At 68.7% G+C, this 23,921-nt stretch carries 31 protein-coding genes; 6 read left to right on the top strand and 25 right to left on the bottom strand.

Features of this window, described 5'->3' with window-relative positions; all coding sequences use genetic code 11:
• Nucleotides 1-23 precede the first annotated feature (23 nt).
• Nucleotides 24-326 (top strand): DUF1232 domain-containing protein, encoded by a 303-nt coding sequence (locus V6K52_RS13435; RefSeq protein ID WP_353950619.1) that lies wholly within the window; start codon nt 24-26, stop codon nt 324-326.
• A 20-nt stretch (nt 327-346) separates the two neighbouring features.
• Here V6K52_RS13435 and V6K52_RS13440 read toward each other — a convergent pair whose 3' ends face one another.
• On the bottom strand, nt 347-1,039 hold the full coding sequence (locus tag V6K52_RS13440; protein ID WP_353950620.1) for a DNA alkylation repair protein: 693 nt from the start codon (nt 1,037-1,039) through the stop codon (nt 347-349).
• A 43-nt stretch (nt 1,040-1,082) separates the two neighbouring features.
• Between V6K52_RS13440 and V6K52_RS13445 the strand changes: the two genes are divergently transcribed.
• Together V6K52_RS13445 and V6K52_RS13450 are read left to right on the top strand one after the other, a co-directional pair.
• The gene (locus tag V6K52_RS13445; protein ID WP_353950621.1) at nt 1,083-2,243 is read left to right on the top strand and encodes a pyridoxal phosphate-dependent aminotransferase; all 1,161 of its coding nucleotides are present in this window, start codon (nt 1,083-1,085) and stop codon (nt 2,241-2,243) included.
• A gap of 89 nt (nt 2,244-2,332) precedes the next feature.
• On the top strand, nt 2,333-2,938 hold the full coding sequence (locus tag V6K52_RS13450; RefSeq protein ID WP_353950622.1) for a peptidoglycan DD-metalloendopeptidase family protein: 606 nt from the start codon (nt 2,333-2,335) through the stop codon (nt 2,936-2,938).
• 20 nt (nt 2,939-2,958) lie between these two features.
• Here the strand turns inward: V6K52_RS13450 and V6K52_RS13455 are convergent, their stop codons facing one another.
• The 13 genes from V6K52_RS13455 to V6K52_RS13515 form a co-directional block, all read right to left on the bottom strand.
• Nucleotides 2,959-4,176 (bottom strand): DUF3152 domain-containing protein, encoded by a 1,218-nt coding sequence (locus tag V6K52_RS13455; protein ID WP_353950623.1) that lies wholly within the window; start codon nt 4,174-4,176, stop codon nt 2,959-2,961.
• A complete protein-coding gene (locus V6K52_RS13460; protein WP_353950624.1) occupies nt 4,169-5,119 on the bottom strand; it encodes a tyrosine recombinase XerC in 951 nt (316 codons plus the stop codon). Before V6K52_RS13460 ends, V6K52_RS13455 begins: the two co-directional genes overlap by 8 nt.
• Before the next feature lie 72 nt (nt 5,120-5,191).
• Nucleotides 5,192-5,302 carry a helix-turn-helix domain-containing protein gene (locus V6K52_RS13465; RefSeq protein WP_353950625.1) on the bottom strand — a complete coding sequence of 37 codons (111 nt, stop codon included), beginning with the start codon at nt 5,300-5,302 and terminating at the stop codon, nt 5,192-5,194.
• A gap of 6 nt (nt 5,303-5,308) precedes the next feature.
• On the bottom strand, nt 5,309-6,445 hold the full coding sequence (gene dprA / locus V6K52_RS13470; protein ID WP_353950626.1) for a DNA-processing protein DprA: 1,137 nt from the start codon (nt 6,443-6,445) through the stop codon (nt 5,309-5,311).
• Nucleotides 6,442-7,986 (bottom strand): YifB family Mg chelatase-like AAA ATPase, encoded by a 1,545-nt coding sequence (locus V6K52_RS13475; RefSeq protein WP_353950627.1) that lies wholly within the window; start codon nt 7,984-7,986, stop codon nt 6,442-6,444. The genes dprA and V6K52_RS13475 overlap by 4 nt, the downstream gene beginning before the upstream one ends.
• Nucleotides 7,983-8,342 carry a YraN family protein gene (locus V6K52_RS13480; RefSeq protein ID WP_353950628.1) on the bottom strand — a complete coding sequence of 120 codons (360 nt, stop codon included), beginning with the start codon at nt 8,340-8,342 and terminating at the stop codon, nt 7,983-7,985. The genes V6K52_RS13475 and V6K52_RS13480 overlap by 4 nt, the downstream gene beginning before the upstream one ends.
• 109 nt (nt 8,343-8,451) lie before the next feature.
• Entirely contained in the window at nt 8,452-8,766 is a 315-nt protein-coding gene (locus V6K52_RS13485) for a DUF2469 domain-containing protein (RefSeq protein ID WP_009778240.1), read from the bottom strand.
• A complete protein-coding gene (locus tag V6K52_RS13490; RefSeq protein ID WP_353950629.1) occupies nt 8,756-9,541 on the bottom strand; it encodes a ribonuclease HII in 786 nt (261 codons plus the stop codon). The genes V6K52_RS13485 and V6K52_RS13490 overlap by 11 nt, the downstream gene beginning before the upstream one ends.
• Before the next feature lie 33 nt (nt 9,542-9,574).
• The gene (gene lepB / locus V6K52_RS13495; protein ID WP_353950630.1) at nt 9,575-10,447 is read right to left on the bottom strand and encodes a signal peptidase I; all 873 of its coding nucleotides are present in this window, start codon (nt 10,445-10,447) and stop codon (nt 9,575-9,577) included.
• A complete protein-coding gene (gene lepB / locus V6K52_RS13500; protein ID WP_353950631.1) occupies nt 10,447-11,148 on the bottom strand; it encodes a signal peptidase I in 702 nt (233 codons plus the stop codon). Before lepB (V6K52_RS13500) ends, lepB (V6K52_RS13495) begins: the two co-directional genes overlap by 1 nt.
• Before the next feature lie 58 nt (nt 11,149-11,206).
• Nucleotides 11,207-11,563 carry a 50S ribosomal protein L19 gene (gene rplS, locus V6K52_RS13505; protein ID WP_353950632.1) on the bottom strand — a complete coding sequence of 119 codons (357 nt, stop codon included), beginning with the start codon at nt 11,561-11,563 and terminating at the stop codon, nt 11,207-11,209.
• Between the two features lie 214 nt (nt 11,564-11,777).
• Complete coding sequence (locus V6K52_RS13510; RefSeq protein ID WP_353950633.1) at nt 11,778-11,939, bottom strand: hypothetical protein; 162 nt, start codon at nt 11,937-11,939, stop codon at nt 11,778-11,780.
• Nucleotides 11,932-12,363 (bottom strand): hypothetical protein, encoded by a 432-nt coding sequence (locus V6K52_RS13515; RefSeq protein ID WP_353950634.1) that lies wholly within the window; start codon nt 12,361-12,363, stop codon nt 11,932-11,934. Before V6K52_RS13515 ends, V6K52_RS13510 begins: the two co-directional genes overlap by 8 nt.
• A 62-nt stretch (nt 12,364-12,425) precedes the next feature.
• On the opposite strand from V6K52_RS13515, the gene V6K52_RS13520 reads away from it, so the two are divergent.
• Complete coding sequence (locus V6K52_RS13520) at nt 12,426-13,184, top strand: ABC transporter permease (RefSeq protein ID WP_353950635.1); 759 nt, start codon at nt 12,426-12,428, stop codon at nt 13,182-13,184.
• A gap of 75 nt (nt 13,185-13,259) precedes the next feature.
• On the opposite strand, the gene V6K52_RS13525 is transcribed toward V6K52_RS13520, so the two are convergent.
• The 6 genes from V6K52_RS13525 to rpsP all read right to left on the bottom strand — a co-directional run bounded on the left by V6K52_RS13525 (nt 13,260) and on the right by rpsP (nt 17,217).
• On the bottom strand, nt 13,260-13,865 hold the full coding sequence (locus V6K52_RS13525; protein WP_353950636.1) for a hypothetical protein: 606 nt from the start codon (nt 13,863-13,865) through the stop codon (nt 13,260-13,262).
• Nucleotides 13,866-13,915: 50 nt separating this feature from the next.
• Nucleotides 13,916-14,515, bottom strand: a complete 600-nt coding sequence (locus V6K52_RS13530; RefSeq protein ID WP_353950637.1) for a hypothetical protein — start codon at nt 14,513-14,515, stop codon at nt 13,916-13,918.
• Complete coding sequence (gene trmD / locus V6K52_RS13535) at nt 14,512-15,723, bottom strand: tRNA (guanosine(37)-N1)-methyltransferase TrmD (RefSeq protein WP_353950638.1); 1,212 nt, start codon at nt 15,721-15,723, stop codon at nt 14,512-14,514. Before trmD ends, V6K52_RS13530 begins: the two co-directional genes overlap by 4 nt.
• A 15-nt stretch (nt 15,724-15,738) precedes the next feature.
• The gene (gene rimM, locus V6K52_RS13540; protein ID WP_353950639.1) at nt 15,739-16,290 is read right to left on the bottom strand and encodes a ribosome maturation factor RimM; all 552 of its coding nucleotides are present in this window, start codon (nt 16,288-16,290) and stop codon (nt 15,739-15,741) included.
• A 97-nt stretch (nt 16,291-16,387) separates the two neighbouring features.
• Entirely contained in the window at nt 16,388-16,630 is a 243-nt protein-coding gene (locus V6K52_RS13545; RefSeq protein ID WP_009778228.1) for an RNA-binding protein, read from the bottom strand.
• A gap of 2 nt (nt 16,631-16,632) precedes the next feature.
• A complete protein-coding gene (rpsP, locus tag V6K52_RS13550) occupies nt 16,633-17,217 on the bottom strand; it encodes a 30S ribosomal protein S16 (RefSeq protein WP_353950640.1) in 585 nt (194 codons plus the stop codon).
• 244 nt (nt 17,218-17,461) lie between these two features.
• Between rpsP and V6K52_RS13555 the strand changes: the two genes are divergently transcribed.
• Nucleotides 17,462-17,851 carry a hypothetical protein gene (locus tag V6K52_RS13555; protein WP_353950641.1) on the top strand — a complete coding sequence of 130 codons (390 nt, stop codon included), beginning with the start codon at nt 17,462-17,464 and terminating at the stop codon, nt 17,849-17,851.
• Here V6K52_RS13555 and V6K52_RS13560 read toward each other — a convergent pair.
• The 3 genes from V6K52_RS13560 to V6K52_RS13570 are packed head-to-tail and all read right to left on the bottom strand — an operon-like array spanning nt 17,800 to nt 20,807.
• Entirely contained in the window at nt 17,800-18,783 is a 984-nt protein-coding gene (locus V6K52_RS13560; RefSeq protein ID WP_353950642.1) for a phosphotransferase, read from the bottom strand. The two genes, V6K52_RS13555 and V6K52_RS13560, sit on opposite strands and share 52 nt — an antisense overlap.
• A gap of 6 nt (nt 18,784-18,789) precedes the next feature.
• A complete protein-coding gene (locus tag V6K52_RS13565; protein WP_353950643.1) occupies nt 18,790-20,343 on the bottom strand; it encodes an SDR family NAD(P)-dependent oxidoreductase in 1,554 nt (517 codons plus the stop codon).
• Nucleotides 20,340-20,807 (bottom strand): Rrf2 family transcriptional regulator, encoded by a 468-nt coding sequence (locus tag V6K52_RS13570; RefSeq protein ID WP_353950644.1) that lies wholly within the window; start codon nt 20,805-20,807, stop codon nt 20,340-20,342. The genes V6K52_RS13565 and V6K52_RS13570 overlap by 4 nt, the downstream gene beginning before the upstream one ends.
• Nucleotides 20,808-20,969: 162 nt before the next feature.
• On the opposite strand from V6K52_RS13570, the gene V6K52_RS13575 reads away from it, so the two are divergent.
• The gene (locus V6K52_RS13575) at nt 20,970-21,896 is read left to right on the top strand and encodes a sulfite exporter TauE/SafE family protein (protein WP_353950645.1); all 927 of its coding nucleotides are present in this window, start codon (nt 20,970-20,972) and stop codon (nt 21,894-21,896) included.
• A gap of 1 nt (nt 21,897) precedes the next feature.
• Here V6K52_RS13575 and V6K52_RS13580 read toward each other — a convergent pair whose 3' ends face one another.
• Nucleotides 21,898-22,986, bottom strand: coding sequence for an amidohydrolase family protein (locus V6K52_RS13580; protein ID WP_353950646.1), 1,089 nt, complete (start codon nt 22,984-22,986; stop codon nt 21,898-21,900).
• 80 nt (nt 22,987-23,066) lie between these two features.
• Entirely contained in the window at nt 23,067-23,906 is an 840-nt protein-coding gene (locus V6K52_RS13585; RefSeq protein ID WP_353950647.1) for a class I SAM-dependent methyltransferase, read from the bottom strand.
• Nucleotides 23,907-23,921 lie beyond the last annotated feature (15 nt).

The raw sequence follows: 23,921 nt of genomic DNA on the forward strand, positions 1-23,921 counted from the left end.
GCAGGACACGGGACACTCAGGTCATGGACGACGTCATCCGGGTGGTTCTGATCGCCATCGCCGTGCTTCTCGGCGTGTTCGTGCTCGTGGTCGGACTCCTGATGTGGCGCTACCAGATTCCGCCGCGCGGGCTGGTGGCCCTGGCCACGGCTGGCTTCTATCTGGTCGTCCCCGTCGACGTCATCCCCGAAGCCGTGCTCGGCCCGTTGGGCCTGCTCGACGATGCCGGTGTCGTCGGCGTGGCAGTGCTCTTCGCGTTGCGGATCGTACGAGCACGCAAGTCGCTGCATGACTCCGGCGTGGACTACAGCCGAAGGCGCGGCTGAAGTCCACGATCGCACGGCTGTCAAAGGTGCTTGAGCGCCTCGCGTCGACTGAGACCCGAGAGCCGCGGTCCATGGGCGTCGACGAAGGCCCGAACCCACGCCGGGTCGGTGCGGGAATACTGGCGCAACGCCCAACCGATGGCCTTGCGGACAAAGAACTCCGTGTCGTCGAGGTTCGGCTCGATGACCGCCTCGAGGAGTTCGGTGTCGGTGCGGTCCTTGTGGCGCAACTGGCTGATGATCGCCGAGCGTCTCAACCACATGTTCTCGTGCTCGGCCCAGCCACGCATCCGTAGCCCTTCCCCCTCGGGGTCCAGCAACAGCACTTCGCCCACGACATTGCCGACCTCATCGACGTAGTCCCACCACGCGCCCGTCGTGATCATGTGCTCGACAAGGGGCATGACGTCCGGGTCCCGCCACGAGCGGTAGCTGCGGTGGCGGAGAAGGGCGAGGGCGGCATACCTATCCTCACGGAACTGCGCCCCGTCCCAGAGGTCACCGACCGCACGCTCCCAACCCGTGCGGCTCTCGATCCGCAGCGCAGGATCGGCAAGCAGGGGGCGCAGCAGTGCGTGGCGCTGTGGCGAGGTGAGGCCGAGGAACGGCATCTCGCTCTTCATGTAGCGCTGCTGACCGACTGCACGCTCGACGTTGGCGCCCGAACGCAGCGCGACCCGCATCGCATCGAGGAGCTCGGAACCGTCAGACATGACGTCGAGCCTAGGGCCGGGCACTGACGCGTAGCCTGCAGACATGGATTCGCCTCTCGTGCAACGAATGCAGGGCTTCGGGTCGACGATCTTCGCGGAGATGACCGGGTTGGCCATCGAGCACGACGCCCTCAACCTCGGTCAGGGCTTCCCCGACACGGACGGCCCGCAGGAGATCCTCGATGCCGCAAAGGCCGCGATCGATGCCGGGCACAACCAGTACCCACCCGGTGCCGGCGTGCCCGAGCTGCTCGACGCGATCGCTGCGCACCAGAAGCGTTTCTACGGTCTCGAGATCGACCCACGCCGCGAGGTCCTCGTCACCGTCGGTGCGACCGAGGCGATCGCCGCGACGATCCTCGCGCTCTGCGAACCAGGCGACGAGGTCGTGACGTTCGAGCCCTACTACGACTCGTATGCCGCTTCCATCGCGTTGGCCGGTGCGGTGCGGCGGACGTCGGTGCTCCGCTTCCCTGACTTCGCCGTCGACGAGGACTCGCTGAGGGCGGCGTTCTCGTCGCGGACCCGGCTCGTGCTCCTCAACACGCCGCACAACCCGACGGGCAAGGTCTTCAGCCGCGCCGAGCTCGAGCTCATCGGTCGGCTCGCGCAGGAGCATGACGCATGGATCGTCACCGACGAGGTCTACGAGCACCTCGTCTTCGATGGGTTGGAGCACGTGCCGATCGCGACCCTGCCGGGGATGGCCGAGCGGACCCTCACCATCTCCTCGGCGGGCAAGACCTTCTCGACGACCGGTTGGAAGGTCGGTTGGGTGAGCGGTCCGGCTCAGGCCGTCGCAGCCGTGCGGACTGTGAAGCAGTTCCTGACCTACGTCGCGTCCGGACCGTTCCAACCTGCGGTTGCGGTGGGCCTGGGGCTTGGAGACGACGTGTATGCCGGTCTCACCCGTTCGATGGAGGGCAAGCGTGACGTGTTGCTCGAGGCGCTGCGTGGGATCGGCCTCAACGTTGCCGTCCCGGGAGGGACGTACTTCGTCGTCGCGGATGTGGCGCCGCTGGGAGCGACCGACGCGCTGACGTTCTGCCGCGAACTGCCGGCCCGCGCGGGCGTCGCTGGTGTCCCGGTGTCGGTGTTCCACGACGACGTCGATGCCGCGCGCACGCTCGTGAGGTTCGCGTTCTGCAAGCAGGACGGTGTGTTGCGCGAAGCCGCGCAGAGGTTGTCGTCTCTGCGCCCCTGATTGTCCACAGGCGACGGATCCGGGATGCTCTGTCCACAGATGGGCGGTTGGGGATGGCGTGACGCCAGGCCGCGTCGCAGGGTCGTGCCATGTCGATGCCCTCAGCCCTACGCCGCCTACTCGTTGCCCTCACCGCCGCCGGCAGTCTGGTCCCCGGCGCAGGCATTGAGCCTTCTGGCAGTCCTGCGCCTGCAGCAGCTGGGTCAGCGGCGGTGCGAGACACCACGGTGCAGGGCAAGGCCGAGGCACCGCCGCCTCTTGTGGACCCGGCCTCACTGCGCCGCACTTGGTCATGGCCGCTGACACCCCGCCCCGCGGTGGTGGCACCCTTCGTGGCGCCCCGGTCGACATACGGGGCCGGGCACCGTGGCATCGACCTGAGCGCGACGCAGGGACAGGCTGTGGGCGCCGTCGATGTCGGAGTGGTGACGCACGTGGGTGTCGTCGCCGGCCGGGGCACGGTGAGCGTCACCCATGCCTCGGGGCTGCGCAGCACCTACGAACCTGTGCGGGGTGTCGTGAGCACGGGCACCCGGGTGACGAACGGCCAGGTCATTGGTTCCGTCGTGGGTCGATCGCACTGCGGTGGGTCGTGCCTGCACCTCGGTGCCCTGACCGGTTCGACCTATCTCGATCCACGCCCGCTGCTCGGAGGCGGACCAGTGATCCTGCTGCCTCTTGGGGCTGGGCCTTGAGGCACCGATGCGTTGCGGCGTCAGCCGACCGTGGGCCAGGGATTCTGGAGACAGCCATCCAGGCCCTTGCTCTGCTGCAGCATGATCGGGGCCGGAGCGCCCTTCCTCGGGCATTCGACGTGACCGTGGTAGAGCCCGTGCCCAATCTCGTGGTTCACCATGTACTCCCGATAGGCCGCGAGGTTCGTGCCGTAGCCCGGGACACCTTCGGTCCACCGTCGAACGTTGAGCACCACCTTGCGCAGGTTGAAGCACGAAACCTGGCCACGAGTCCTGAGTGGCGCGCAGAGCTTGTCCGTGAGGTCAGGGCTGGCGAGCACGATCGTGATGTCGACATCCCCTGCCGCGACGGCGGCTGGTGAGACGGCGCGGAAGCGAACCTGGTCGCGGGTCTGCCAGCCACGCTTGTCGCCAAGGGTCGAGGAGACGATGGCCGCGGCCTGGGCCGCGTTGACGCCGGCGCCACTCTCCACCTCGAGGCCGACCCGCACCGTGCGGTTGGGGTTGAGCTGCGGAGCAGCGATCGTCGGGAGGGCCACGGAGAGAACCTTGCCCGTGCCCGACTGCGGCGCAGGCGTGGCGCCGCCGTCGGGAGTCGCAGCGCGAGCCGTTGGAAGATCTTCCGCTGCAGGTGCCGGGTCGGATTTCTGACTCAGGGCTGCGGCCGCGAGATCCGCGTTGGCGCGCTCAGAGGGGCTGCGGTCCTGACTGGGCCAGAAGGACCAGAGCAGGAGTGCGAGCGTGGTTGTCAGAGCGAGCGCCGCAACAGCTCGACGCCGCGCAAAAGTGATGCGAGAAGGTCGCGGACCCGGGCTCGACGGGCGCCGGAGGGACCTGGTCTCGGGGGCACTCTGCTGCGTCGGCGGGACCATCTCGACCGGTCTGACGCCGCGGCTCGCGGACTGGTTCGGCACGATCTCGCGCTCCGCACGTCGCCGGCGCTCTGAACGGGTGAGCCAGGCGGATTCCCCGACGACAAGAGGCGACGTGGCCTCACCCACGGAGTCCGTGCGCCGGTCGCCACGGGACCGTGAAGGCTCAGCAGAGCGCAGCTCACGCCGTTCCCTGCGCCACTGCTCCTGGGACTCTTCGCGTCGCTGCGCCTGCTGGTGGCCACCGCGCTGTTCCCGCTCGCCGCGTCGACGGTCGGACCGGCGCACCACAGGGGCATCGTCCCCTTGTGCGAGGGAGGCGCCTGGCTCACTCACCCAGTCCGGGAGTCCGAGGTCGTCAGGCACGCGGGTGGGCCTGGGCATAGGAAGCGGCAAGTCGCTCAATGGAGACATGGGTGTAGATCTGGGTCGTCGCAAGCGATGCGTGCCCGAGCAGCTCTTGGACCATGCGCAGATCGGCGCCACCTTCGAGGAGGTGGGTTGCTGCGCTGTGGCGGAGTCCGTGTGGGCCAAGATCTGGGGCGTCGGGCACGTGGGTCAGCATGTCGTGGACGAGGGTACGCACCTGCCTTGGGTCGATGCGCTTGCCCCGCCTGCCGAGAAAGAGACCCGGACCACTGCCGCCGACGATGAGCCGAGGACGCCCTCGCTCAAGCCAATCGTTGAGCGCCAACCGAGCCGGACCGCCAAAGGGCACACGACGCTCCTTGTCGCCCTTGCCGATGACCCGAATGACGTTGGACTCGAAGTCCACGTCATCGATGTCGAGGCCGGTCAGTTCACCGACTCGAACCCCCGTCGCATAGAGGAGTTCGAGAACCGCCCGGTTGCGCAGGTGCACGGGGTCGTCGTCATCGGCTGCCACCGCCGCAACGTCGAGCAGGCCTGCCGCGTCGTCTTTGGCCAGAACGGGTGGAAGCGTCCGGTGTCGCTTGGGGGCCACGAGTCGCAGTGACGGGTCGGCGTCCACGTGACCCTGACGCGTCGCCCAGCCAAAGAACGTTCGCAGGGAGGCCGACCTGCGTGCGACGCTCGAGCGGGCTGCGCCGGTCCCCGCAAGGACCCCCAGCCACGCCCGGAGGTCGGCGAGTCGGACCTCTGTCAGCGGCGTGGCGCCGTCGGCACCCGCCTCCGTGCCGGTGGCCGGCGGTTGGTGCTCGGCGTCGACGTGCGCGAGGAAGTCACGCAGATCCGCGAGGTAGGCCCGAACCGTGTGAGGGGACCGGCCGCGCTCCAGCAGCAGATGACGCTCGAAGGCGTCGATCACGACCTGCCGACTGGCACTCACACGGTGAACCGTCTCATCAGGTTGCTTCGCGATCAACAACCTCGGCGGCGGGTCCTCGTCTGCTTGCGTGCCTCAGCGCTGCTGCTCCCGGAAGTTCGAGGGTGCTGTGCCGGTGCGTCGGCTGAAGACCCGGCTGAAGTACCCGGGGTCGTCGTATCCCATTTCTCCGGCGATGGACGCCACCGTCCCTCACTGTCGCGACGCCGGCACCTTGCGCCACCTCTCCCCCACGCGCACGACGAGCCCGAGGCTCGTGAGCCTGCCCAGGACGCTGAGCAACGTCGTCGAGTCGAGCGCCGTGAGCAGTTGCAGCTTGGCCAGGTCGGCGGGGGTGCGGACCGGCACGGCCGACCACACGCCTCGGGCCACGGGATCGAGGTCCGACTCCGGCGTCACCGGTGCCCGGGCGAGGCCAACGGCATCGAGACTGAGGCGCCCCATCACGTCGAGAACCTCGGCAGCATCGGTCACGAGCGTGGCGTCCGTCTCGCGCAGGAGCTTGTGGCACCCCGCGGACTGGACCGAAGTCACGGGTCCGGGAACCGCGGCGACGTGTCGCACGAGTTTGCGGGCTTCCTTCGCCGTGTTGAGAGAACCCGACCTCAGCCCGGCCTCCACAACGACAGTGCCCACGCTCATGGCAGCGATGAGCCGGTTCCGGGCGATGAACCGCTGCCGATAGGGCGCCCAACCCAAAGGGAGCTCGCTCACGACCGCCCCGTCGTCGGCGATCTCACGCAACAGCCCCTCGTGGGCCTGGGGGTAGGCCCGGTCCAAACCTCGCGCCAAGACGGCGATCGTCGGCCCGCCCCCGGCAAGTGCACCGCGGTGAGCGGCCGCGTCGATGCCGAAGGCCGCACCCGACACGACAGTCACCCCGCGATGGGCGAGGCCCTCACCGAGGTCGGCGGCGACGTTGAGTCCGTAGTGCGTCGCCGCGCGCGAACCGACAATGGCCACGCTGCCCTCGGTGACCGACAGCTCGCACATCCCACGCGCATAGACGCAAATGGGTGGAACGTCGAGCTGGTCGAAACCGAGGGGCCACTCGTCATCACCGGGGACGACAACCCGCACCTGCAAGCGGTCGAGCGCCCGCCGGGCCTGATCGATGTCGAGGACTGTGATGCGCTGGTCGTAGCGGCCGTCGGGCGCCAGCGATCCGCCGAGCAGCCGCTGCATCGACTCGACGGCACCGTGGTCCCTGATCGCGTCGCGCACCAACACCGTCTCGGGCTCCACGATGCGACTCCAAGCCATCCGGGCCCACCGATCGACTGCCAGCGCGCCCGCGCCGGGGATGCTGCCCGCACCGAACCCACTCATGCGGCCGCCCTCCCCTGACTACGCATCGTGAAGGCCAGGCCGACGTCCTCTGCGGTCGGCGACGTCCGTCCGCACAGATCTGCCGCCGACCAGGCGAGCCGCACCGTGCGGTCATAGCCGCGCAGGGTGAGCTTGCCTCGGTCTAGGGCATGGTCGATCGACGCTGTCGCCTGACCGGGGAGCCGCCACGGCTGCCGCCGCAGGGCGTGCCCGGGCACGCGGGCGTTGGTCGCCCAACCGTGTCGTGCCCAGCGCTCCTGCTGGGCGCCCCGAGCCTGGAGGACCCGCCCGAGCACCACAGCGCTGGACTCGCCCTCGGCGTCGCCGAAAGCAGCCCGCGAGACCGGTGGCACGATCACCTGGATGTCGACGCGGTCGATGAGCGGTCCTGAGAGCTTGGTCTGGTAGCTCCGCAGCTCCAGCGCGCTGCAGACACAGTCGATGCCCTTGCCCCACGCCCGTCCACACGGGCAGGGGTTCGTTGCGAGAACGAGCTGGAACCGAGCCGGATAGCGCACGAGCTGTTTGGCCCGGGCAATCGTCACCTCCCCCGATTCGAGGGGTTGCCGCAACTGCTGGAGCACCGAGGTCTTGAACTCCCCCGCCTCATCCAGGAAGAGCACACCGCAGTGCGCCCGGGAGATCGCCCCCGGCAGCACGACACCCGAACCGCCACCCGTGATCGACGCCATGGATGCGCTGTGGTGCGGGGCGACGAACGGTGGGGTGAGGTCGAGCTCACTCGCACGGATCTCGTCGCCGGTGAGGGAGCGGATGGCGTGGGTCTGCAGGGCCTGCTCTCGCGACAGCGGAGGCAGGATCGTCACGAGCCGCTCGGCGAGCATGGTCTTGCCGACGCCCGGCGGACCGTTCATCAGGAGATGGTGATCGCCGACTGCTGCGAGCTCAACGGCCAGTCGGGCCTCGGGTTGACCGAGGACGTCGGCGAGATCGCCGTGATGGTGCACCTCGTCGACGGCCTCGTCGACCGGCCCGGCCACTGGCAGCGGATCGATGCCTCCACGAGCGGCATACCAATGCACCAGCGTGCCCAGGGTGGGCGCGCAGTGCACGGTGACGCCGTCGACGAGTTGCGCCTCCGCAACGTTCTCGGGAGGCACGACGACGTGCGTGACGCCAGCCCGAGCGGCGGCGAGGACGGCTGGCAGGATCCCGCGCACGCCTCGCACCCGCCCGTCGAGGCCGAGCTCACCGAGATGCAGCACGCGGGAGATGCGGCGCGCGTCCACGACTCCAGCAGCAGCAAGCACAGCGAGGGCGATGGCGACGTCGAACCCGGTGCCCTGCTTCGGGATCGAGGCGGGCGAGAGGTTGACGGTGATGCGTTGCGGAGGCAGGGGGAACCCGCTTGTGGCAGCCGCCGAGCGGACCCGGTCTGGGGCCTGACCGCAGGCCTTGTCCGGCAGCCCGGTGACGCTGAAGTTCGGCAGCTGTGAAGAGATGTGTGCCTCGACGTCGACGAGGCGCCCGTCGAGTCCGCTGAGGGCCACGCAGAGCGTCCGTCCCAGCTTGGCGCTCACGAACCCACCGCCACGACGTGGCGGACGACCGGTCGTCGACCGCGCTCGGCGAGGATGCCGATGACGTCGATGCGCACCTGTGGCACCGCTTCGGGCCTCGAGCGCAGGTATGCCGCAGCGAGACGCCGCAGTCGGCGTGCCTTCTCCCACGTCACCGCTTCGAGCGGGTCACCGGCTCCCGTGCCGCGCCGCGTCTTCACCTCGCAGACGACGAGGCAGTCACCGTCGAGGGCCACCACGTCGATCTCGCCCTCGGCACAACGCCAGTTGCGCTCGAGGATCTGCATGCCGCGCTCGCGCAGATATCGCGCAGCGAGGTCCTCGCCGTACTTGCCCAGTGCCACGTGTTCGTCCATGACGAGCAGCGTCCGTGCGACGAGCCTGTCGACGCCACTGCCTCACGGAATCTGTGGACGACGATGCCGGGGCGCAGCGGCCTGTGGATGGCCGAGTGTGCTCAGCGAGTCAGAAATCGCCCTTGGGGAGTTCCAGCTCGGACTTGGCAAGCTCCTCGACATTGACGTCCTTGAACGTCACGACGCGAACCTGCTTCGCGAACCGGGCCGGCCGATAGATGTCCCAGACCCAGGCGTCCTGCATCGTCACGTCGAAGAAGACCTCGCCGCCGTCGCTGCGCACCTTGACGTCGACGGAGTTGCACAGATAGAAGCGCCGCTCGGTCTCGACAACGTGCGAGAAGAGCCCGACGACGTCGCGGTACTCGCGATAGAGCGAGAGCTCCATCTCACTCTCGTACTTCTCGAGATCCTCAGCGCTCATGCGTTCCAGCTCCGTCTTCGTGTGGGCCGGCGGTCGCCGACACCAGAGGTGGTGTGATCACCGCGACGGCATCCGGCTCGGCGAAGTCTCCATCATCGTCCATCGTTCCCGGCAGTCGCCACGAGCGTCGGTGCAGCTCGGTCGGGCCGTGCTCGCGAAGCGCCTCCATGTGCTCCGGCGCTGCGTATCCCTTGTTGAGGTCCCACCGGTATGCCGCGTGGTCCGGTGCGAGGTCGACCATCATCGCGTCGCGCTCGACCTTGGCGAGAACGCTGGCCGAGGCCACCGACGAGCATTTCATGTCGGCCTTGATCATCGTCGTGACGGGCGGGGTGTGGACGTCGTCGGACGTGTAAGCCAAGAGCCCCACCTCGCCCGGAGCCGTGAGCCAGTCGTGGTTGCCGTCGAGGATGACGAGATCGGGGACGACGTCGAGCGACGCCAGGGCACGCCGCCCGGCAAGTCGCAGCGCCGCGATGATCCCGACAGCGTCGATCTCGGCGGGTGACGCGTGTCCGACAGCGTGGGCGAACGCCCATCGCCGGATCCGCGGGACCATGACCTCACGTGCCCTCGGCTGAAGCAGCTTGGAGTCACGCACTCCTTGGGGTGCGGACCGGCAGGTCTCATCGATGACGACCACCCCCACCGACACCGGTCCAGCGAGCGCCCCCCGCCCCACCTCGTCCATCCCCGCGAGCAGCCGGTAGCCGTCGCGCTGGAGGGCGCGCTCGACGCGCAGACTCGGTTTGCGGGAACGGCTTGCAGGGGGCATGGCAGGTGGTGCGGTCTCTCTCGCGGGGTCAGGTCAGGGACTGCTGGAAGGCGTCGACTCAGATGGCGTGACGGCCGGAGCCTCCGAAGCCGCCGGCACCTTGCCGAACGTCGACTCGGGGCGCCCCAGCCAGCCACCGCGGTCGAAGGGCCAGACGATCGCGACGGCTCGACCGGTGATGTGGTCGATCGGGACCGATCCCTCGGCGCCGGTGCCGTCGGGATCGTGGAAGCGGGAGTCCTCGGAGTCGCTGCGGTGGTCACCCATGACCCAGACCTTGCCCTCGGGGACCGTGATGTCGAACGTGATCGAGCTCGGCACGTCGCCTGGCTTGATGTAGGGCTCGGTGATCGGGACGCCGTTGACGGTGAGGCGGCCCTGGGCGTCGCAGCAGACGATCTTGTCGCCCGGCAGTCCGATGACCCGCTTGATGAGGTGGTTGTCGGAGGTGTTGGGCAGCAGCCCGACGAAGGACAGCACCCGCTCCACACCGTCACGCACCGGGCCGTGGCTCACCTCGGGGATCGATGAGAGCCACTCACCCGGGTCCTCGAAGACGACGACGTCGCCGCGCTGCAGGTCAACGACACCGGGGACGAGCTTGTTGACGACGACGCGGTCGTTGAGGATGAGCGTGTCCTCCATCGACCCAGAGGGGATGTAGAACGCCTGAATGAGCCATGTCTTGACGACGAAGGACAGCGCCAGGGCCATGGCCACGACGACGACGAACTCGCGGATCGCCGCACCGGCCGCACCGGCCGCGGACCGGGCCCTGCTGGGCCCGTCCCGACCTGACTCGTTCCGTCCGCCAACCGAACCGGATGCGGTCTCGTCGGCCGAGGACTCCCGGGGCGCGTCAGGCTCGAACTGACCCGGCTCGAACCGGGCCTCGTTGCTCGTCATCACTGGGGTCCGCGCTCTCGGGGCTGGGTGGTGGTCTGTGTGGATGGTGCACCCATCTCGCCCAGGGGCCAGATGTGCAGGACGACGGTACCGATGACCGCGTCCGCTGAGACGGTCCCGTCCGTGGAGTCGGAGCCTGCGCCGATGTGGGTGCGCGAGTCCATGGCATCGGATGCTGTGTCACTGAGAAGGAAGTATCGGCCCTGCGGGACCGTGATCCGGAACGGTGCAGCGTTGTCGGCGAGCCGCGGGCCGACCGGGCGCCCGTCGACGGTGACCTGTCCGGCGCTGCAGCAGACCACCTCGTCTCCGCCTGCAGCGACGATCCGACCGAGGACGGAGCGCTCCCCGAGGTCGATGCCCAGTGCGCCGGACGCCGAGCCGAGGGCGCGACCGATGAAGCCGTCATCGGTGTGCGTCGAGCGGTCCGGCCCGGGCCACGCCTGCGTGACGTCGGCGACGACCACGTCACCGAGCGACGGCGTCCCGACCTTCGTGACGAGAACGCGCTGACCCTCCTGGAGGGTCGGCGACATCGAGTCGCTCGCCACGGCATACGGCTGCATGAGGAACGCGCGCACGAGCATCACGGCGAGGACACCGGCAGCCAGGAGCACCGGCACCCGGTGGGCATGACTCGACCCGGCCCCCGCCGTGCTGGCGGGAACCGGGTCGGTGTCTGGGGTGGCCGGGGACGTCATCGAGAGGATGCTATCCGCCGGACCTGAAAGACTCAGCGAGCGTGGTTCCGGGAGAGCGTCAGCTCGCCGGGGTCTCGCGCTTCTCCTTGATCTTGGCAGCCTTGCCGCGCAGGTCGCGGAGGTAGTAGAGCTTCGCGCGACGGACGTCACCGCGGGTGACGAGCTCGATGTGGTCGATGACCGGCGTGTGGAGCGGGAAGGTGCGCTCGACACCGCAGCCGAAGGAGACCTTGCGGACCGTGAAGGTCTCGCCGAGGCCGCCACCGTGGCGACGGATGACGATGCCCTTGAAGACCTGGACACGCGAGCGCGTGCCTTCAATGACCTTGACGTGCACGTTGACGGTGTCGCCGGCGCGGAAGGCCGGGATGTCGTCGCGCAGGGACGCCTTGTCGATCTCGTCGAAAAGCTGCATGGCTGGTTTCGCTTTCTCGTGCGGTGCCACAGGTCACCCACATGTGCTGGTGCTGCGATGAATGATGGTGCGGCGTCGTGCCTCGTGCTTCATGACCCAGTGATTGCGGTCAGGCACTCCCCCTGTGGCAGGGGCGTTGATCGACGGACGCAAGGAGCAAGTTTGCCAGAGCACACGGCATACAGAGAAATCGGCGCGTTGGCGACAAGATCCGCTAGGACGTCACGGGTTCGGTGTGGCTCGTCCGTGACCGGCGTTGGGCGTTCGCGATGAGGACGATGTCCGGGTCGACCTTGTCCTCACCACCACGCAGCCGGATGAGCAACTTGGCGGACTCGATCTGGTCACGGGTGACCTTGACGATGCGCTCACTCACGTGTGGCTCCTCTCGCTGCTTCATCACCATCATCCTCCACAACCCGCACGCCGTCCACGAGCATTCCCTCGGCGCCGAGGCCGACCTCGTCACCCTCCTGGTCGAACCGTGCATGGGCGAGCATGATGTCCTCCAGGAGGCGGCGATCCTCGGGTGAGGTGAGGTCGCTGTTGACCATCGCTCCGAGCACGATGCGGCCGAAGTGACGGCGGCGGAACGAGTCATCCGAATTGAGGTCGGCGAGGGCGGCAGTGAAGCGACGCCCCCACTCCTCACGGGTGCTGGCCTGCTCGCGCTGGGTGAGATCCCTGGCCGCGGCCACGGACTCCGCCTGGGTGTCCCGTCGCGCGGCATAGAAGCTCGCACCCGAGCCGACTGCGGCGCCCACGAAGGCGAGGATCGCCGGCCACCACTCCCCAGTCATGACTCCAGCATGCCAAGGCGCGCCGACAGCCGCGCGTCGGACGTGCGGCCTACCTTTGCGACATGAGCATTGACCCGGGCTGGCCCGTCGCCCTGGCGTGCGTCGCGCTCCTCGCGCTGACCCTCGTCATGTATGCCGTGGGGCAGCTTCCCAAGCCCGGCGCCACTCTCGTCGCGGCCGGGCGAGCGGTGGTCCAGCTCGGCGTGGCGGCGGTGGTCATCACGTCGGTTGCCCAGAACCTGCTGCTGTCGATCCTTCTGCTGTGCGCGATGTTCGCGGTCGCCGTGTTCACGACGACCCGACGCGTCGAGGCGGTGGCCGCCTGGCCGTGGACGACCGTGGCCATGCTCGCCGGACTGCTTCCGGTCGTGGCAATCATCCTGCTGACGCGGACCGTGCCGCTCGAGGGCATCGCGCTCATCCCGGTCGTCGGGATCATCCTCGGCAACACGATGAACGGCCACACCCTCGTGGGCCGACGCTCGTTCGCGGCCCTGCGTGAGGAGACGGGGCAGTTTGACGCCGGTCTCTCGATCGGGTTGACCCGGGCCCAGTCCATAGACGAGATCGTCCACCGCCGGCTGCCCGAGGCACTCATCCCCGGTCTGGATCAGGTGCGCACGGCCGGCGTGGTCACGTTGCCCGGAGCGTTTATCGGCGTGCTGTTGGGTGGCGGTTCCCCGGCACAGGCGGCAGCAGCCCAGGTCCTGGTCCTGCTCGGGATCATGGCGGCGCAGACGACGACCACGGTCGTGGCCGGCCACCTCATCAGCTCGGCGAGACTCCTGCCCCAGGACCTGCACGCCCGCCTCCGCCCCTGAGCCGTCTGAGTCTGCAAGCATGAAGAAAGTCCCACATCCCGCGACGCAGAGGCCGCGTTCCGTGGGACCTTGTGGTCAGCCGACCGGCGTGGCGCCGGGGATGGCGCCGAGGACCCGGTTGGCATCCTTTCGAGAGAGTCCGCCGTCATAGACGCGTCCCGCGAGCGAGATGTCGGGGTGACCCCACACCGTGACGAGGGCTCCGTGTGGACCAGCCGCCTCCACCCGCACCGTCACGAAGCGACGGCCACGCAACAAGGGGTTGATCCTGACCTCCACCGTGTTGCTGTCGAGAAACCTCGTGCCCGAGAAGCCCAGTGCCGCAAGAGCGGCATGGATGGCAACCCAGAGATCATGGCCAGCCACGTGGCTGGTCACCTGGCCCAGGCTCGACGGGCCAGGAGCGGCCGGTCCGCCAGCTCGGCGATCGCGCCAGGCATCTATGGCCAGACCCAGGAGCCACAACAGGACGAAGGACGTGAAGGCGGCCGTGCCCCACATCAGTCCCTTGGTCCCGGCGCCGCCGAGCATGAACCACGTGAATCCTTGGAGCGCCGCCACCCCCAGTGCTCCGAGTTGCGACCAACGCTGATGGCGCTCGACTGTGAGTGCCACCTCGGCCCGCGCACGATGAAGATCGACGCGTGGGGCATCCACGTGCCGAACCGCGTGGATGGTCATGTGGCGAATCTAGCCAGCGAAGTGAGGCGCTGAGTCGTGATCGACAAAGATCAGGCGACCGGCGTGGCGCCCGGGATGGCGCCCAGGACGGCATTGGCGTAGCGACGGTTGCGACCGTAGTCGAGCCACTGCAGCGGGACGGCCGGACGCGACCAGACGGTCACGAGGCCACGACCGTCTGCCGTCCCCACGATCCGGATCGTGAGGATCTCGCCCCAGCTGGCCATGGAGATCGAACGGGTGGACACCACGGTCTGCGGGTCGATGGGTCGTCCCGTGGCGAACTTCAGGTCGCGCAGAGCTGAGTTCACCGCCTCCCACACCTGCGGACCCGGGGCGCTCGTCACGACCTGGCCAAGGCTCGACGGCCCGTTGCCGGCAGGGCCGGGGTGACGTCGCTCCAACAACCCGGACACGACCATGAGGACGACGAAGACCATGACGAAACCGAAGAAGAAGAGCAGCCCGTAGGCCACCCGCGCCACACCCTGGTTGACCGCGAAGGCCACCAGCCCCATGAACAGTCCGAACACGACGACGACCGAGAGCACGACGAGTCTGGCGGTGCGGAACCGCTTCTGCGTCCGCTCGTGCTCGCGACGGAGATCGACGAGGTGCGGCTGGATCGCGGGCGGCGGCTGAGAGGTCACTCGGGCAGGCTAGTGGGGACGTGACGCTTGGTGAGGTCGAGGGTGCCGGGGAACTCGCCCTCGCCGGGACGCACTTTGTAGCCAGCCTTCTTGTACATCCGAAGGTTCTCGGTGCTCTTGGCACCGGTGTTGAGCCAGAAGGTGCGGACATCCTTCGAAGCCAGCGACTCGGCATACTCCAGAAGCTCTCGTCCCAGACCACGACCCTGAAGGTAGGGCGCGACCATGAGCCGACCGATCTGCCAGGTCGCGTCGTGGACCGGATGCGGTCGGACCCGGAGCGAGGCGAGCAGCTGCCCGTCTTTGCGCCAGACCCGGGTGTCCCAGTCCTGTATGCCGTCCCGCACCGTTTCGAGGTCCTCTTCGCCTGCGCTGAACATGCCGTAGCGAGCGAACTCCGGCGCCCAGCAGGCGCGGGTGAGGACCTGGAGGTCGGGGGCGTCGGCGGGGGTGGCGATGCGCTCCTCGAGCCCGCTCAGTGTGGAGGTCGCAGCGGTCGGCGGGAGGAGATCCGGGCGGCGCTCGGCGGTGCGCTGGACCCGCTGCTCGTGACGCCACTTCGCGATGGCCTTGTGGTTCCCGCCGAGCAACACGTCGGGCACAGCACGCCCGTCCCACTCGGCGGGCTTGGTGTAGACGGGGTACTCCAGGAGGCCGTCCTCGTGGGACTCCTCGACGAGGGATTCGGCGTTCCCGATGACACCGGGCAGGAGGCGAGCGACTGCCTCGACCATGGCGAGGACTGCGACCTCTCCCCCGTTGAGGACGTAGTCACCCAGGGAGAGGACACGAACGGGCATGCGCTCGCCCGCCCATTCGTAGACGCGCTCGTCGATGCCTTCGTAGCGACCGCACGCGAAGGCAAGCCACGGCTCGTCGGCGAGCTCTTGCGCGATCTGCTGCGTGAACGGCTCACCGCCGGGGCCCGGGATGATGAGGATGGGAACTCTCGGCTGCGGGCCATCGTTTGGCGAATCCCCCTGTGCCACAACGTGTTCGAGCGCCTCACTCCACGGGCCGGGCTTCATGACCATGCCGGCCCCGCCGCCGTAGGGCGAGTCGTCGACGGTGCGGTGCCGGTCGTGGGCGAAGTCCCGCAGGTCGTGCACCCGGAGGTCGATCAGCCCGTCGCGCCGGGCCTTGCCAATGAGCGAGAGGTCGAGCGGCGCGAGGTACTCGGGGAAGATCGAGACGACGTCCAGGCGCATGGCAGTGCCCACCCGTCAGCTCTCGTCGAGGTCGAAGAGCCCGGCTGGCGCATCGACGATGACGTGCCCCGCCTCGATGTCGACCTCGGTCACGATCGCCCCGACGAACGGGACCAGCACCTCACGGCTGTCGACCAGACGCACCTCGAGGAGGTCCTGCACGGCGCCGAGGATGAGGCCGGTGACCTCGCCGAGGACGGCACCTGCCGGGTCATGGACGGCCAGGCCCACCAGATCGTGCTCGTACCAGCTGTTGTCCTCATCTGCCTCGGGTTCCTCGACCGTGTCGACGTCGAGGAAGAGCTGGGTCCCCCGCAGGGACTCAGCCCCGGTGCGGTCAGGGATCTCGGCGAAACCGAGCAACCAGATCTGGCGATGCAACCGGGCCGTGGTCACGGTCAGGGCGCGAGGCACACCGGTGCCGGGCTGCGCCTGCGTCTCGAACACGGTGCCGGGCACGTAGCGGGTCTCCGGGTCATCGGTGTGCGTCTGGACGGTCACCTCACCCCGGAGCCCGTGGGGCTTGCCGATGCGGGCGACGAGGAGGGAGTCGGTGCTGCTGGCCATGGTCAGATCCTCTCAGGCTGCGGGACAGACGAACGCGCCGCGCCCCTTGCGGGACACGGCGCGTTCGAAAGCAGACGTGCTGTTGACGCTGTTCTGCTCAACGCACCCGGTCGGTGTCGACGATGTCGATCCGGACGGGGCGGCCGCCGGCGAGCGCGGTCAGCACCGTGCGCAGCGCGCTGGCCGTGCGGCCGGAGCGACCGATGACGCGACCAAGGTCATCCGGGTGAACCCGGACCTCGATGATCTCGCCGCGACGGAGCTCCTTGCGCTGCACCGCGACGTCGTCCTTGTGGTCGACGATCCCGGTGACGAGGTGCTCCAGCGCCTCCTCGAGCACGGTCAGGACCCAGCCTTGGGCGAGTCAGCAGCCTCGGCAGCCGTCTCGTCAGCCTTGGGGGCCTCTTCTGCCTTTTCCTCAGCCTTGGGGGCCTCTTCTGCCTTGTCCTCAGCCTTGGGGGCCTCGTCAGCCTTCTCAGCCTTGGGGGCCTCGTCAGCCTTCTCAGCCTTGGGGGCGTCGGCCTTCTTGGCTGCAGCCTTCTTCTTGGCAGTGGTGGCACCCGAGGCGTCGTCGCCCTCGGACTTGCCTGCGGCAGCAAGAGCGGCCTCGTAGAGGTCCTTCTTGTTCGCCTTGGGCTCCTTGACCTTGAGCGTGCCCTCGCCACCGGGCTCGCCCTTGAACTGCTGCCAGTCACCGGTGATCTTGAGGAGTGCGGCGACGGCCTCGGTGGGCTGTGCGCCCTGCTTCAGCCAGTACTGCGCGCGCTCGCCATCGATGTCGATGAACGAGGGCTCCTCGGTGGGGTGGTACTTGCCGATCTCCTCGATGGCCCGGCCATCGCGCTTGGTGCGCGAGTCCATGACGACAACGCGGTAGAACGGTGCATGGATCTTGCCCATGCGCTTGAGACGAATCTTGACGGCCACGTGTGTGGTCTCGCTTTCCTGTTGTGGGCACGGCCAGACCGCGGAGAATTCACGCGGGGTACCGAACGGCCCGGGGTAGGCATCCGACCGACATCAGCGCCAGCCAGAAGGTGTACAGCGGATCATTCTGCCAGACCACGGGACGTGCGCCGAATGCGCAGGGTGAGCACGCGGCATACCCACTTTTCCAGGTATGCCGTCCGCCCCTGTCCGTGCGCGGCGTTCCGGTCCTATCGTGGTTGGCATGACCGTCACGGCGCGTCAATCTGTGAGGTCCACGGCCCTGCTCGCCCTGTGGACGCTCACGGGTGTGGTCGTTCTGTCCGTCGTCCTCACCTCGCGCAGGCCCGGCGGTTGGCCAGCGGTGACCGGCCTGGGTTTCGCGCTTGCCGTCGGGTTGGTGTGGCTGGGTTGGGTCCTCGCCACGAGCGGCCCGTCGCAGATGACGTGTTGGGGGTCCTCGGATGGACCCTCGCAGTGCACCTCGAACGGCGTACCGATCGACCCGGATGCCATTGCATGGGCCACGGCAGCACCGTGGTTCGTCGGTGCGTTGGTCATTGCCGTGGCGACAGGCGCGATCTATGTGCTGAGCGCCAGAACGCGCTCGAGCGCCGACGGTGCGGGCAGGTAGCGGAGGGACTCCTCGATCTCTGCCACCGCGTGCTGTCGTGGCTCGTCCGGGACCGCGGCGTCGAGCGCGACCCAGATCTGCTTTGCCAGGAAGTTCGGATCGGTGCTGAGGACCATGGCAAAGGCCTCGGGACTGGCGACGACACCCGAACCTCCAGCCTCCCGGTAGGCGACCACGGTCCTTCGCACCGCCTCGGCATCGACCGACTCGCCTTCGACGTGCCACTGCACGAGCACCTTCGCCAGCTCACGGCTCGGGTCCACCGGGCCGGCGTCCTCCCAGCCGAGGGCTCGTAGGGCGCCCTCGGGCGAGCGCAGGACATTCTCGGGGTGCAGGTCTCGGTGTCCGATGATGAGAGGACCCAGGGGCGGACCGGCTGCCCGGGCCAGGGCGCCATGGTGCCGCAGGTCGCCGAGGCGCCCGGCGAGGGCCGCATCCCAGGGCGCCCCGGCGCTGCGCCGCACGAGGTCCTCCCACACCGCGTCGTCAGGTGTGGTCGTGTACCACCGGCTGGGGTCCGTGGCAGCTGGTGGCGCGGCAGCATGCAAGGTGCCGAGCAGGGTGCCGAGGGATGCGGCGAGGTCCCCCGTGGCAGTGCCCACGGGCTCACCTTCGATCCAGTGGGTGACTCGGACCACTCCTCCGCCGAGGCGGTCGGGGACCGGCACGACGTAGCGGCCAGACCAGTCGCGGTGGTGGACGGGAACATCGACGCCGCACCGTGCGAAGTGGTCGAGGTACTCCGCCTCGCGCGCGACGTCATCCTCGTTGATCGCGCCGTACGGCGCCTTGACGGCGTAGCGGGTGCCGCCGATGTCCAGGAGCTGGATGCTCGCCTGCGCGCCCCGACCGGCGGGCCGCACGGACACCGGGCCGTCACCCAGTCCGAAGGTCTCCCGGACCCACTCCCCCAGGTCCTCGGCGCGTGACACTGCGACCTACCAGGGACTGGGTTCGTAGTCCTTGACGAAGCAGCCATAGACGTCCTCGCCGTTCTCTCCGCGCACGATCGGGTCATAGACACGGGCGGCGCCGTCGACCAGGTCGAGTGGTGCGTGCCAGCCCTCGGCCGCGATCCGCAGCTTCTCGTGGTGCGGACGCTCGTCGGTGATCCAGCCGGTGTCGACGGCGGTCATGAGGATCTTGTCGGTCTGGAACATCTCGCCCGAGCTGGTGCGGGTCAGCATGTTGAGCGCGGCCTTGGCCATGTTGGTGTGCGGGTGGCCAGGCCCCTTGTACTTGCGGGAGAACTGCCCCTCCATCGCCGAGACGTTGACGACATAGGCGCGACGGGCGCCTGCGGCGACGGCGGCCCGCATCGACGGCCGGAGCCGGGAGATGAGGATGAAGGGCGCCGTGGAGTTGCAGAGCTGGACCTCGAGGAGTTCGAGCGGGTCGACCTCGTCGACGACCTGGGTCCAGCTGTTGTTGCGTTGGGTGTCCGGGAGCAGGCCGCCCGCATCGACGGCGGTCCCGGCCAGGTGCGCCTCGAGGCTGGCGTTGCCTGCGGTGAGGGCCATCTCGGTCATCGAGGCGGCAGTGCGCTGCGCGAGGGCGCGCGCGGCGTCCTCCTCGGACTCGCCCTCGTGGTGGGCGACCTTGTTTGCGGTCAGGGTGCCGAGGAGGTTGGCCGGGTGCGCGTCGCTGATCCGGTCGAACGTCACGAGCTCCGGATAGTTGACGTCCCTCGAGAGCGGCACCTGCTCACCGTCGACAAGGTGCGAGTAGGAGCCCGGCGAGCGGCGCACCGTCTGGGCAGCGTTGTTGATGAGGATGTCGAGCGGACCGGTGGCCGCGACCTCGTCGGCGAGCGCGACGACCTGCGTGGGGTCGCGCAGGTCGATGCCAATGACCTTGAGCCGGTCAATCCACTGGTGCGAATCCTTCTGTGCCGCAAACCTTCTCGCGGCATCGTGGGGGAAGCGCGTGGTGATCGTGAGGTGGGCGCCGTCGCGCAGGAGCATGAGCGCGATGTACATGCCGATCTTGGCGCGACCACCCGTGAGCAGGGCGCGTTTGCCGGTGAGGTCGGCGCGCTGGTCCCGCTTGACGTGGCTCTTGGCGGCACACGGCGGGCACAGCCAGTGATAGAACGCGTCGACCAGGGTGTAGTCGTCCTTGCAGATGTAGCAGCCGCGGGGCTCGATTAGCTCCCCCACCGTGGTGCCTGCCACGGGGACCTCGAGCAGGATGCCCTTGGTCTCGTCGTCGATGCGCATCGGTGAGCCCGTCGCGGTCTGGGCGATGATCGCCTCGTCGTGGTCGATCTGCGGCTGCTTGGCCTCGCGGCGACGCGCCTTGCGGACCTGCTTGTACATCCGACCGGTCGCACGCTTGACCGTCTGGATGTCGGGGTGGTCGCCGTCGAGGCGCGGCAGCTCCTCCATGACGCGAAGCAGGGTCGCGAGGTCGTCGGGGTCGACGCCGGGACCGAGGTCGTGAACCCGCAGGCTCGGATCGGTCGGGTCGTTCTTGCGGGGCCGTTCAGTCATGTGCGGTTCGTCCAGGCGTCGGGGTCCGCGGTGAGTTCGCGAACAGTGTCGGGCAGCTCGCCGGTGAGGACGGCAGCGAGCGAGGTGGTGTCGAGGACGGACCGCAGGCTGGCACGCACCGCGACCCAGACCGTGGGCAGGTGGGTGGCAACACCCTCGTATGCCGTCTCGTGCGGTCGCAGTCCGCGCACCTCCGCGAGGGGTCCGTCGACAGCACGGAAGACGTCCCCGAGCGAGATGGCCTCCGGGCTGCGAGTCAGGGCGTAGCCTCCGCGGGCACCGCGAGTACTCGTGACGAGCCCGGCCGTGCGCAAATCGGCCACGATGGCCTCGAGGAACTTGCGCGGCAACGATTGCGCCGTGGCCAACGACTCGACGCTCACCGGACGCGCCTCAGCGGTCGAAGCCTCAGCAAGAAGGAGCATGGCGCGGACTGCGTACTCCGTGCGCGCCGAGATGTCCACCGCCTCATTCTCCCGCACTTCTGGCGTACGCCGAACTCGCGCCTCCCGACCGTGTCGGCGACCATCATGTGAGACATAACCTCTTGTTACTTGCTCCATAAGGGGTCCAACACTGAAACTCCTACTCAACAGATCGGATTTCGTCGACTCGGAAGTCATCACATGCGCAAGCTCACCCTGCTGGCCATCGTCGGCCTCCTTGCCCAGCTCGTCGACGGGAGCCTCGGCATGGCCTACGGAGTGACCACCACGAGCCTGCTCCTGGCCATCGGGACCAACCCCGTTGCAGCCTCGGCCACCGTGCACCTCGCCGAGATCGGCACGACGCTCGCGTCGGGCACCGCCCACTGGCGCTTCGGCAACGTCGACTGGGGCGTCGTGTTCCGGATCGGCATCCCCGGTGCAGTCGGCGCCTTCCTCGGCGCCACCGTCCTCGCCTCGCTCGACACGACGACGGCGAAGCCGCTCATGGCCCTGATCCTCGTGGCCCTCGGGGTCTACATCCTCGTGCGGTTCACGATCCGGGGCCTGCGCACCGACCGCCTCGGGCAGCCGCTCCGGTCGCGCTTCCTCGCACCCCTGGGCCTGTTCGCCGGCTTCGTGGACGCAACCGGAGGCGGGGGCTGGGGCCCGGTCGGCACGCCGGCCCTGCTGGCGTCCGGCCGTATCGAGCCGCGCAAGACCATCGGCTCCATCGATACCAGTGAGTTCCTCGTCTCCATCGCTGCGAGCATCGGCTTCCTTCTGGCCCTGGGTTCTCAGGGCATCAACTTCGGCTGGGTGCTCGCCCTCCTCGCCGGCGGCCTCATCGCCGCCCCGATCGCGGCCTGGCTCGTCCGCCACCTCCCCCCGCGCGTCCTCGGCTCGGCCGTAGGCGGGCTCATCATCCTCACCAACGTGCGCACCCTGCTCGGCTCGTCGTGGGTCGACGCCGGTGACCTGACCCGAGCGGCGACCTACATCGTGATTGCCCTGGCCTGGGTCAGCGCCATCGCGTGGTCGGTGAGCGAGCACCGCAAGGACAGCGCCGTCACTCCTTCGCACGTCGCGGAGCGGGACGAGCGCAGCCTCGAGGCCGACCCCGTCTGAGTCAGTACGTCACACCCCGCAGGATGATCGCGCTCGGCTCCCCCAACGCAGTGATGTCCTCGCGAGGATCGCGGTCGAGGGCCAGCAGGTCGGCGTCCGCGCCCTCCTCGAGTCCCTGTCGCCCGAGCCACTCTCTCGCGCCCCACGTGGCCGCTCCGAGGACCTCGGCGTTGCTGAAGCCGATGTGCGTGAGCTCGACGGCTTCCTGCGCCGCGAGTCCGTGCGCGATCGAACCTCCTGCGTCGGTTCCGAGATAGATGGGTATGCCGGCCTCTCGCGCTGCGCCGAACGTCTCGTAGCGCCGTGCGTGGAGGTCGAGCATGCGCCGGTGATAGTTCGGAAACTTCTCCTGGGCTGGCTCCACGATGGCCGGGAACGTCGCGATGTTGACCAATGTCGGAACGATCGCAATGCCCTGTGCCGCAAAGGAATTGATGGTGTCGGGCTCCAACCCGGTGGCGTGCTCGATGCAGTCCGTGCCGGCGGCCGCGAAGTCGCGCAGCGAGTCGGGGCCGAAGCAGTGGGCGGTCGTGCGGGCGCCCTCCTCGTGAGCCGCAGCAATGGCCTCGATGAGGACGTCACGGGGCCAGCACGGCTCCAGGTCCCCGGTCTCACGGTCGATCCAGTCGCCGACCAGCTTGACCCAGCCGTCGCCGACGCGGGCCTCGATGCGGACCCGCTCGACGAGTTGCTCTGGCTCGACCTCGTGGGCGTAGTTGCGGATGTAGCGCTTGGTGCGCGCGATGTGGCGACCCGCGCGGATGACCTTGGGCAGGTCGTCGCGCTCGTCGATCCAGCGAGTGTCGACAGGTGACCCGGCATCACGGATGAGGAGCGTGCCGTTGTCGCGGTCGGCGATCGCCTGCTCCTCGGCGGTTGCCTCGTCGACACCGCCGTGCCGATCAAGACCGACGTGGCAGTGCGCGTCGACCATGCCGGGCACGAACCAGCCCCTGAGGGTCTCGACGTCATGGCCGACCCCGGTCGGGCGCTCGAACGTCACCTTTCCCCCGAGGACCCACGCCTCCGGGCGGACCTCCTCGGGTCCGACGAGGACTTCTCCCAACAGGTGCAGCACCGGTGCCTTCATGGCACCGACCCTAAACGCTGGCGTCTGCGCTCCAGGCGGTCCCAGCAACCGTTTCCGCAGACGCAGCGGGGTGAGTGGTGTCAGACCCTGGCAGCGCGACCGAGGGTGTAGCGGATGTCCTGCCAGACCTCGATCTCGCCCTCGGCCGTGTGTGCCCCATCGAAGTGCGCTGCGGCCCGGGAGCGCACGCCTGTCACCTCAGCAGGCGGCACGTTCGCCCACATCGCCCGCTGGCCGGTGCCGCGAGAGAAGGCCTCCCACCTTGCGAGGGTGCCGAACCGCACCGGGAGCCGGAGCGTGGTCGTCTCCACGTCGGTCGCGCCAGCCTCTGTGAGGAGCTGCTCCATGCCTTCGTCCGAGCCGAAGGGGCTCTGCGGCCCCATGACCCGAGGGTCGCGCATTGCTGGAGGCAGCCACGGCCCGAACTCCCGATCGACGGAGGTCCACACGGGGTCCTGTTTCCCGAAGGTCGCCAGACCGATCCGGCCATCTGGAGCGAGCAGCCGCACCCAGCGCGCCAGCGCCGCAGCGGGATTCGGCAGGAAGAACAGGACGAGCGAGGACGCCACGACGTTGAACTCGCCCTCAGGGAGTGCGGGTTCGGACGCGTCGGCGACTCGCAGGTCAGCGACGAGACCTTCTCGGTCCATCGCCTCCCGGGCGTGGGCGAGCATGCCATCGCTCAGATCCAGACCCACGACCGACCCGGTCGCTCCGATGGCCCGCGCGATCAGGATCGTTGCTGCACCCCGGCCACAGCCGAGGTCGACGGCTCGTTCCCCGGCAGCAGGATCGAGTTGGTCGACGAGCCCCGTGGCGATGGGAGCGAAGAAGTCCACCCCGCTCTGGTCATAGTCGTCGGCGACCGCGTCGAACAGAGCGCCCACCCCGAGCGCTGCCCCCGAACCGGTGTCGGTCATCTCGCCAGTGTCCGC

Source organism: Knoellia sp. S7-12, from assembly GCF_040518285.1.
Taxonomy (GTDB): Bacteria; Actinomycetota; Actinomycetes; order Actinomycetales; family Dermatophilaceae; genus Knoellia.

What these genes read in the sequence shown, in the direction of transcription:
- rimM (WP_353950639.1), bottom strand. Translation starts at nt 16,290, where the DNA reads ATGGCCAGCAGCACCGACTCCCTCCTCGTCGCCCGCATCGGCAAGCCC.
- V6K52_RS13515 (WP_353950634.1), bottom strand. Translation starts at nt 12,363, where the DNA reads ATGACTGGGGAGTGGTGGCCGGCGATCCTCGCCTTCGTGGGCGCCGCA.
- lepB (WP_353950631.1), bottom strand. Translation starts at nt 11,148, where the DNA reads ATGACGTCCCCGGCCACCCCAGACACCGACCCGGTTCCCGCCAGCACG.
- V6K52_RS13520 (WP_353950635.1), top strand. Translation starts at nt 12,426, where the DNA reads ATGAGCATTGACCCGGGCTGGCCCGTCGCCCTGGCGTGCGTCGCGCTC.
- V6K52_RS13580 (WP_353950646.1), bottom strand. Translation starts at nt 22,986, where the DNA reads ATGAAGGCACCGGTGCTGCACCTGTTGGGAGAAGTCCTCGTCGGACCC.
- V6K52_RS13440 (WP_353950620.1), bottom strand. Translation starts at nt 1,039, where the DNA reads ATGTCTGACGGTTCCGAGCTCCTCGATGCGATGCGGGTCGCGCTGCGT.
- V6K52_RS13450 (WP_353950622.1), top strand. Translation starts at nt 2,333, where the DNA reads ATGTCGATGCCCTCAGCCCTACGCCGCCTACTCGTTGCCCTCACCGCC.
- V6K52_RS13525 (WP_353950636.1), bottom strand. Translation starts at nt 13,865, where the DNA reads ATGACCATCCACGCGGTTCGGCACGTGGATGCCCCACGCGTCGATCTT.
- V6K52_RS13445 (WP_353950621.1), top strand. Translation starts at nt 1,083, where the DNA reads ATGGATTCGCCTCTCGTGCAACGAATGCAGGGCTTCGGGTCGACGATC.
- dprA (WP_353950626.1), bottom strand. Translation starts at nt 6,445, where the DNA reads ATGAGTGGGTTCGGTGCGGGCAGCATCCCCGGCGCGGGCGCGCTGGCA.
- V6K52_RS13565 (WP_353950643.1), bottom strand. Translation starts at nt 20,343, where the DNA reads ATGACTGAACGGCCCCGCAAGAACGACCCGACCGATCCGAGCCTGCGG.
- V6K52_RS13555 (WP_353950641.1), top strand. Translation starts at nt 17,462, where the DNA reads ATGACCGTCACGGCGCGTCAATCTGTGAGGTCCACGGCCCTGCTCGCC.
- trmD (WP_353950638.1), bottom strand. Translation starts at nt 15,723, where the DNA reads ATGCGCCTGGACGTCGTCTCGATCTTCCCCGAGTACCTCGCGCCGCTC.
- V6K52_RS13435 (WP_353950619.1), top strand. Translation starts at nt 24, where the DNA reads ATGGACGACGTCATCCGGGTGGTTCTGATCGCCATCGCCGTGCTTCTC.
- V6K52_RS13490 (WP_353950629.1), bottom strand. Translation starts at nt 9,541, where the DNA reads ATGCCCCCTGCAAGCCGTTCCCGCAAACCGAGTCTGCGCGTCGAGCGC.
- V6K52_RS13485 (WP_009778240.1), bottom strand. Translation starts at nt 8,766, where the DNA reads ATGAGCGCTGAGGATCTCGAGAAGTACGAGAGTGAGATGGAGCTCTCG.
- V6K52_RS13480 (WP_353950628.1), bottom strand. Translation starts at nt 8,342, where the DNA reads ATGGACGAACACGTGGCACTGGGCAAGTACGGCGAGGACCTCGCTGCG.
- lepB (WP_353950630.1), bottom strand. Translation starts at nt 10,447, where the DNA reads ATGACGAGCAACGAGGCCCGGTTCGAGCCGGGTCAGTTCGAGCCTGAC.
- rplS (WP_353950632.1), bottom strand. Translation starts at nt 11,563, where the DNA reads ATGCAGCTTTTCGACGAGATCGACAAGGCGTCCCTGCGCGACGACATC.
- V6K52_RS13575 (WP_353950645.1), top strand. Translation starts at nt 20,970, where the DNA reads ATGCGCAAGCTCACCCTGCTGGCCATCGTCGGCCTCCTTGCCCAGCTC.
- V6K52_RS13585 (WP_353950647.1), bottom strand. Translation starts at nt 23,906, where the DNA reads ATGACCGACACCGGTTCGGGGGCAGCGCTCGGGGTGGGCGCTCTGTTC.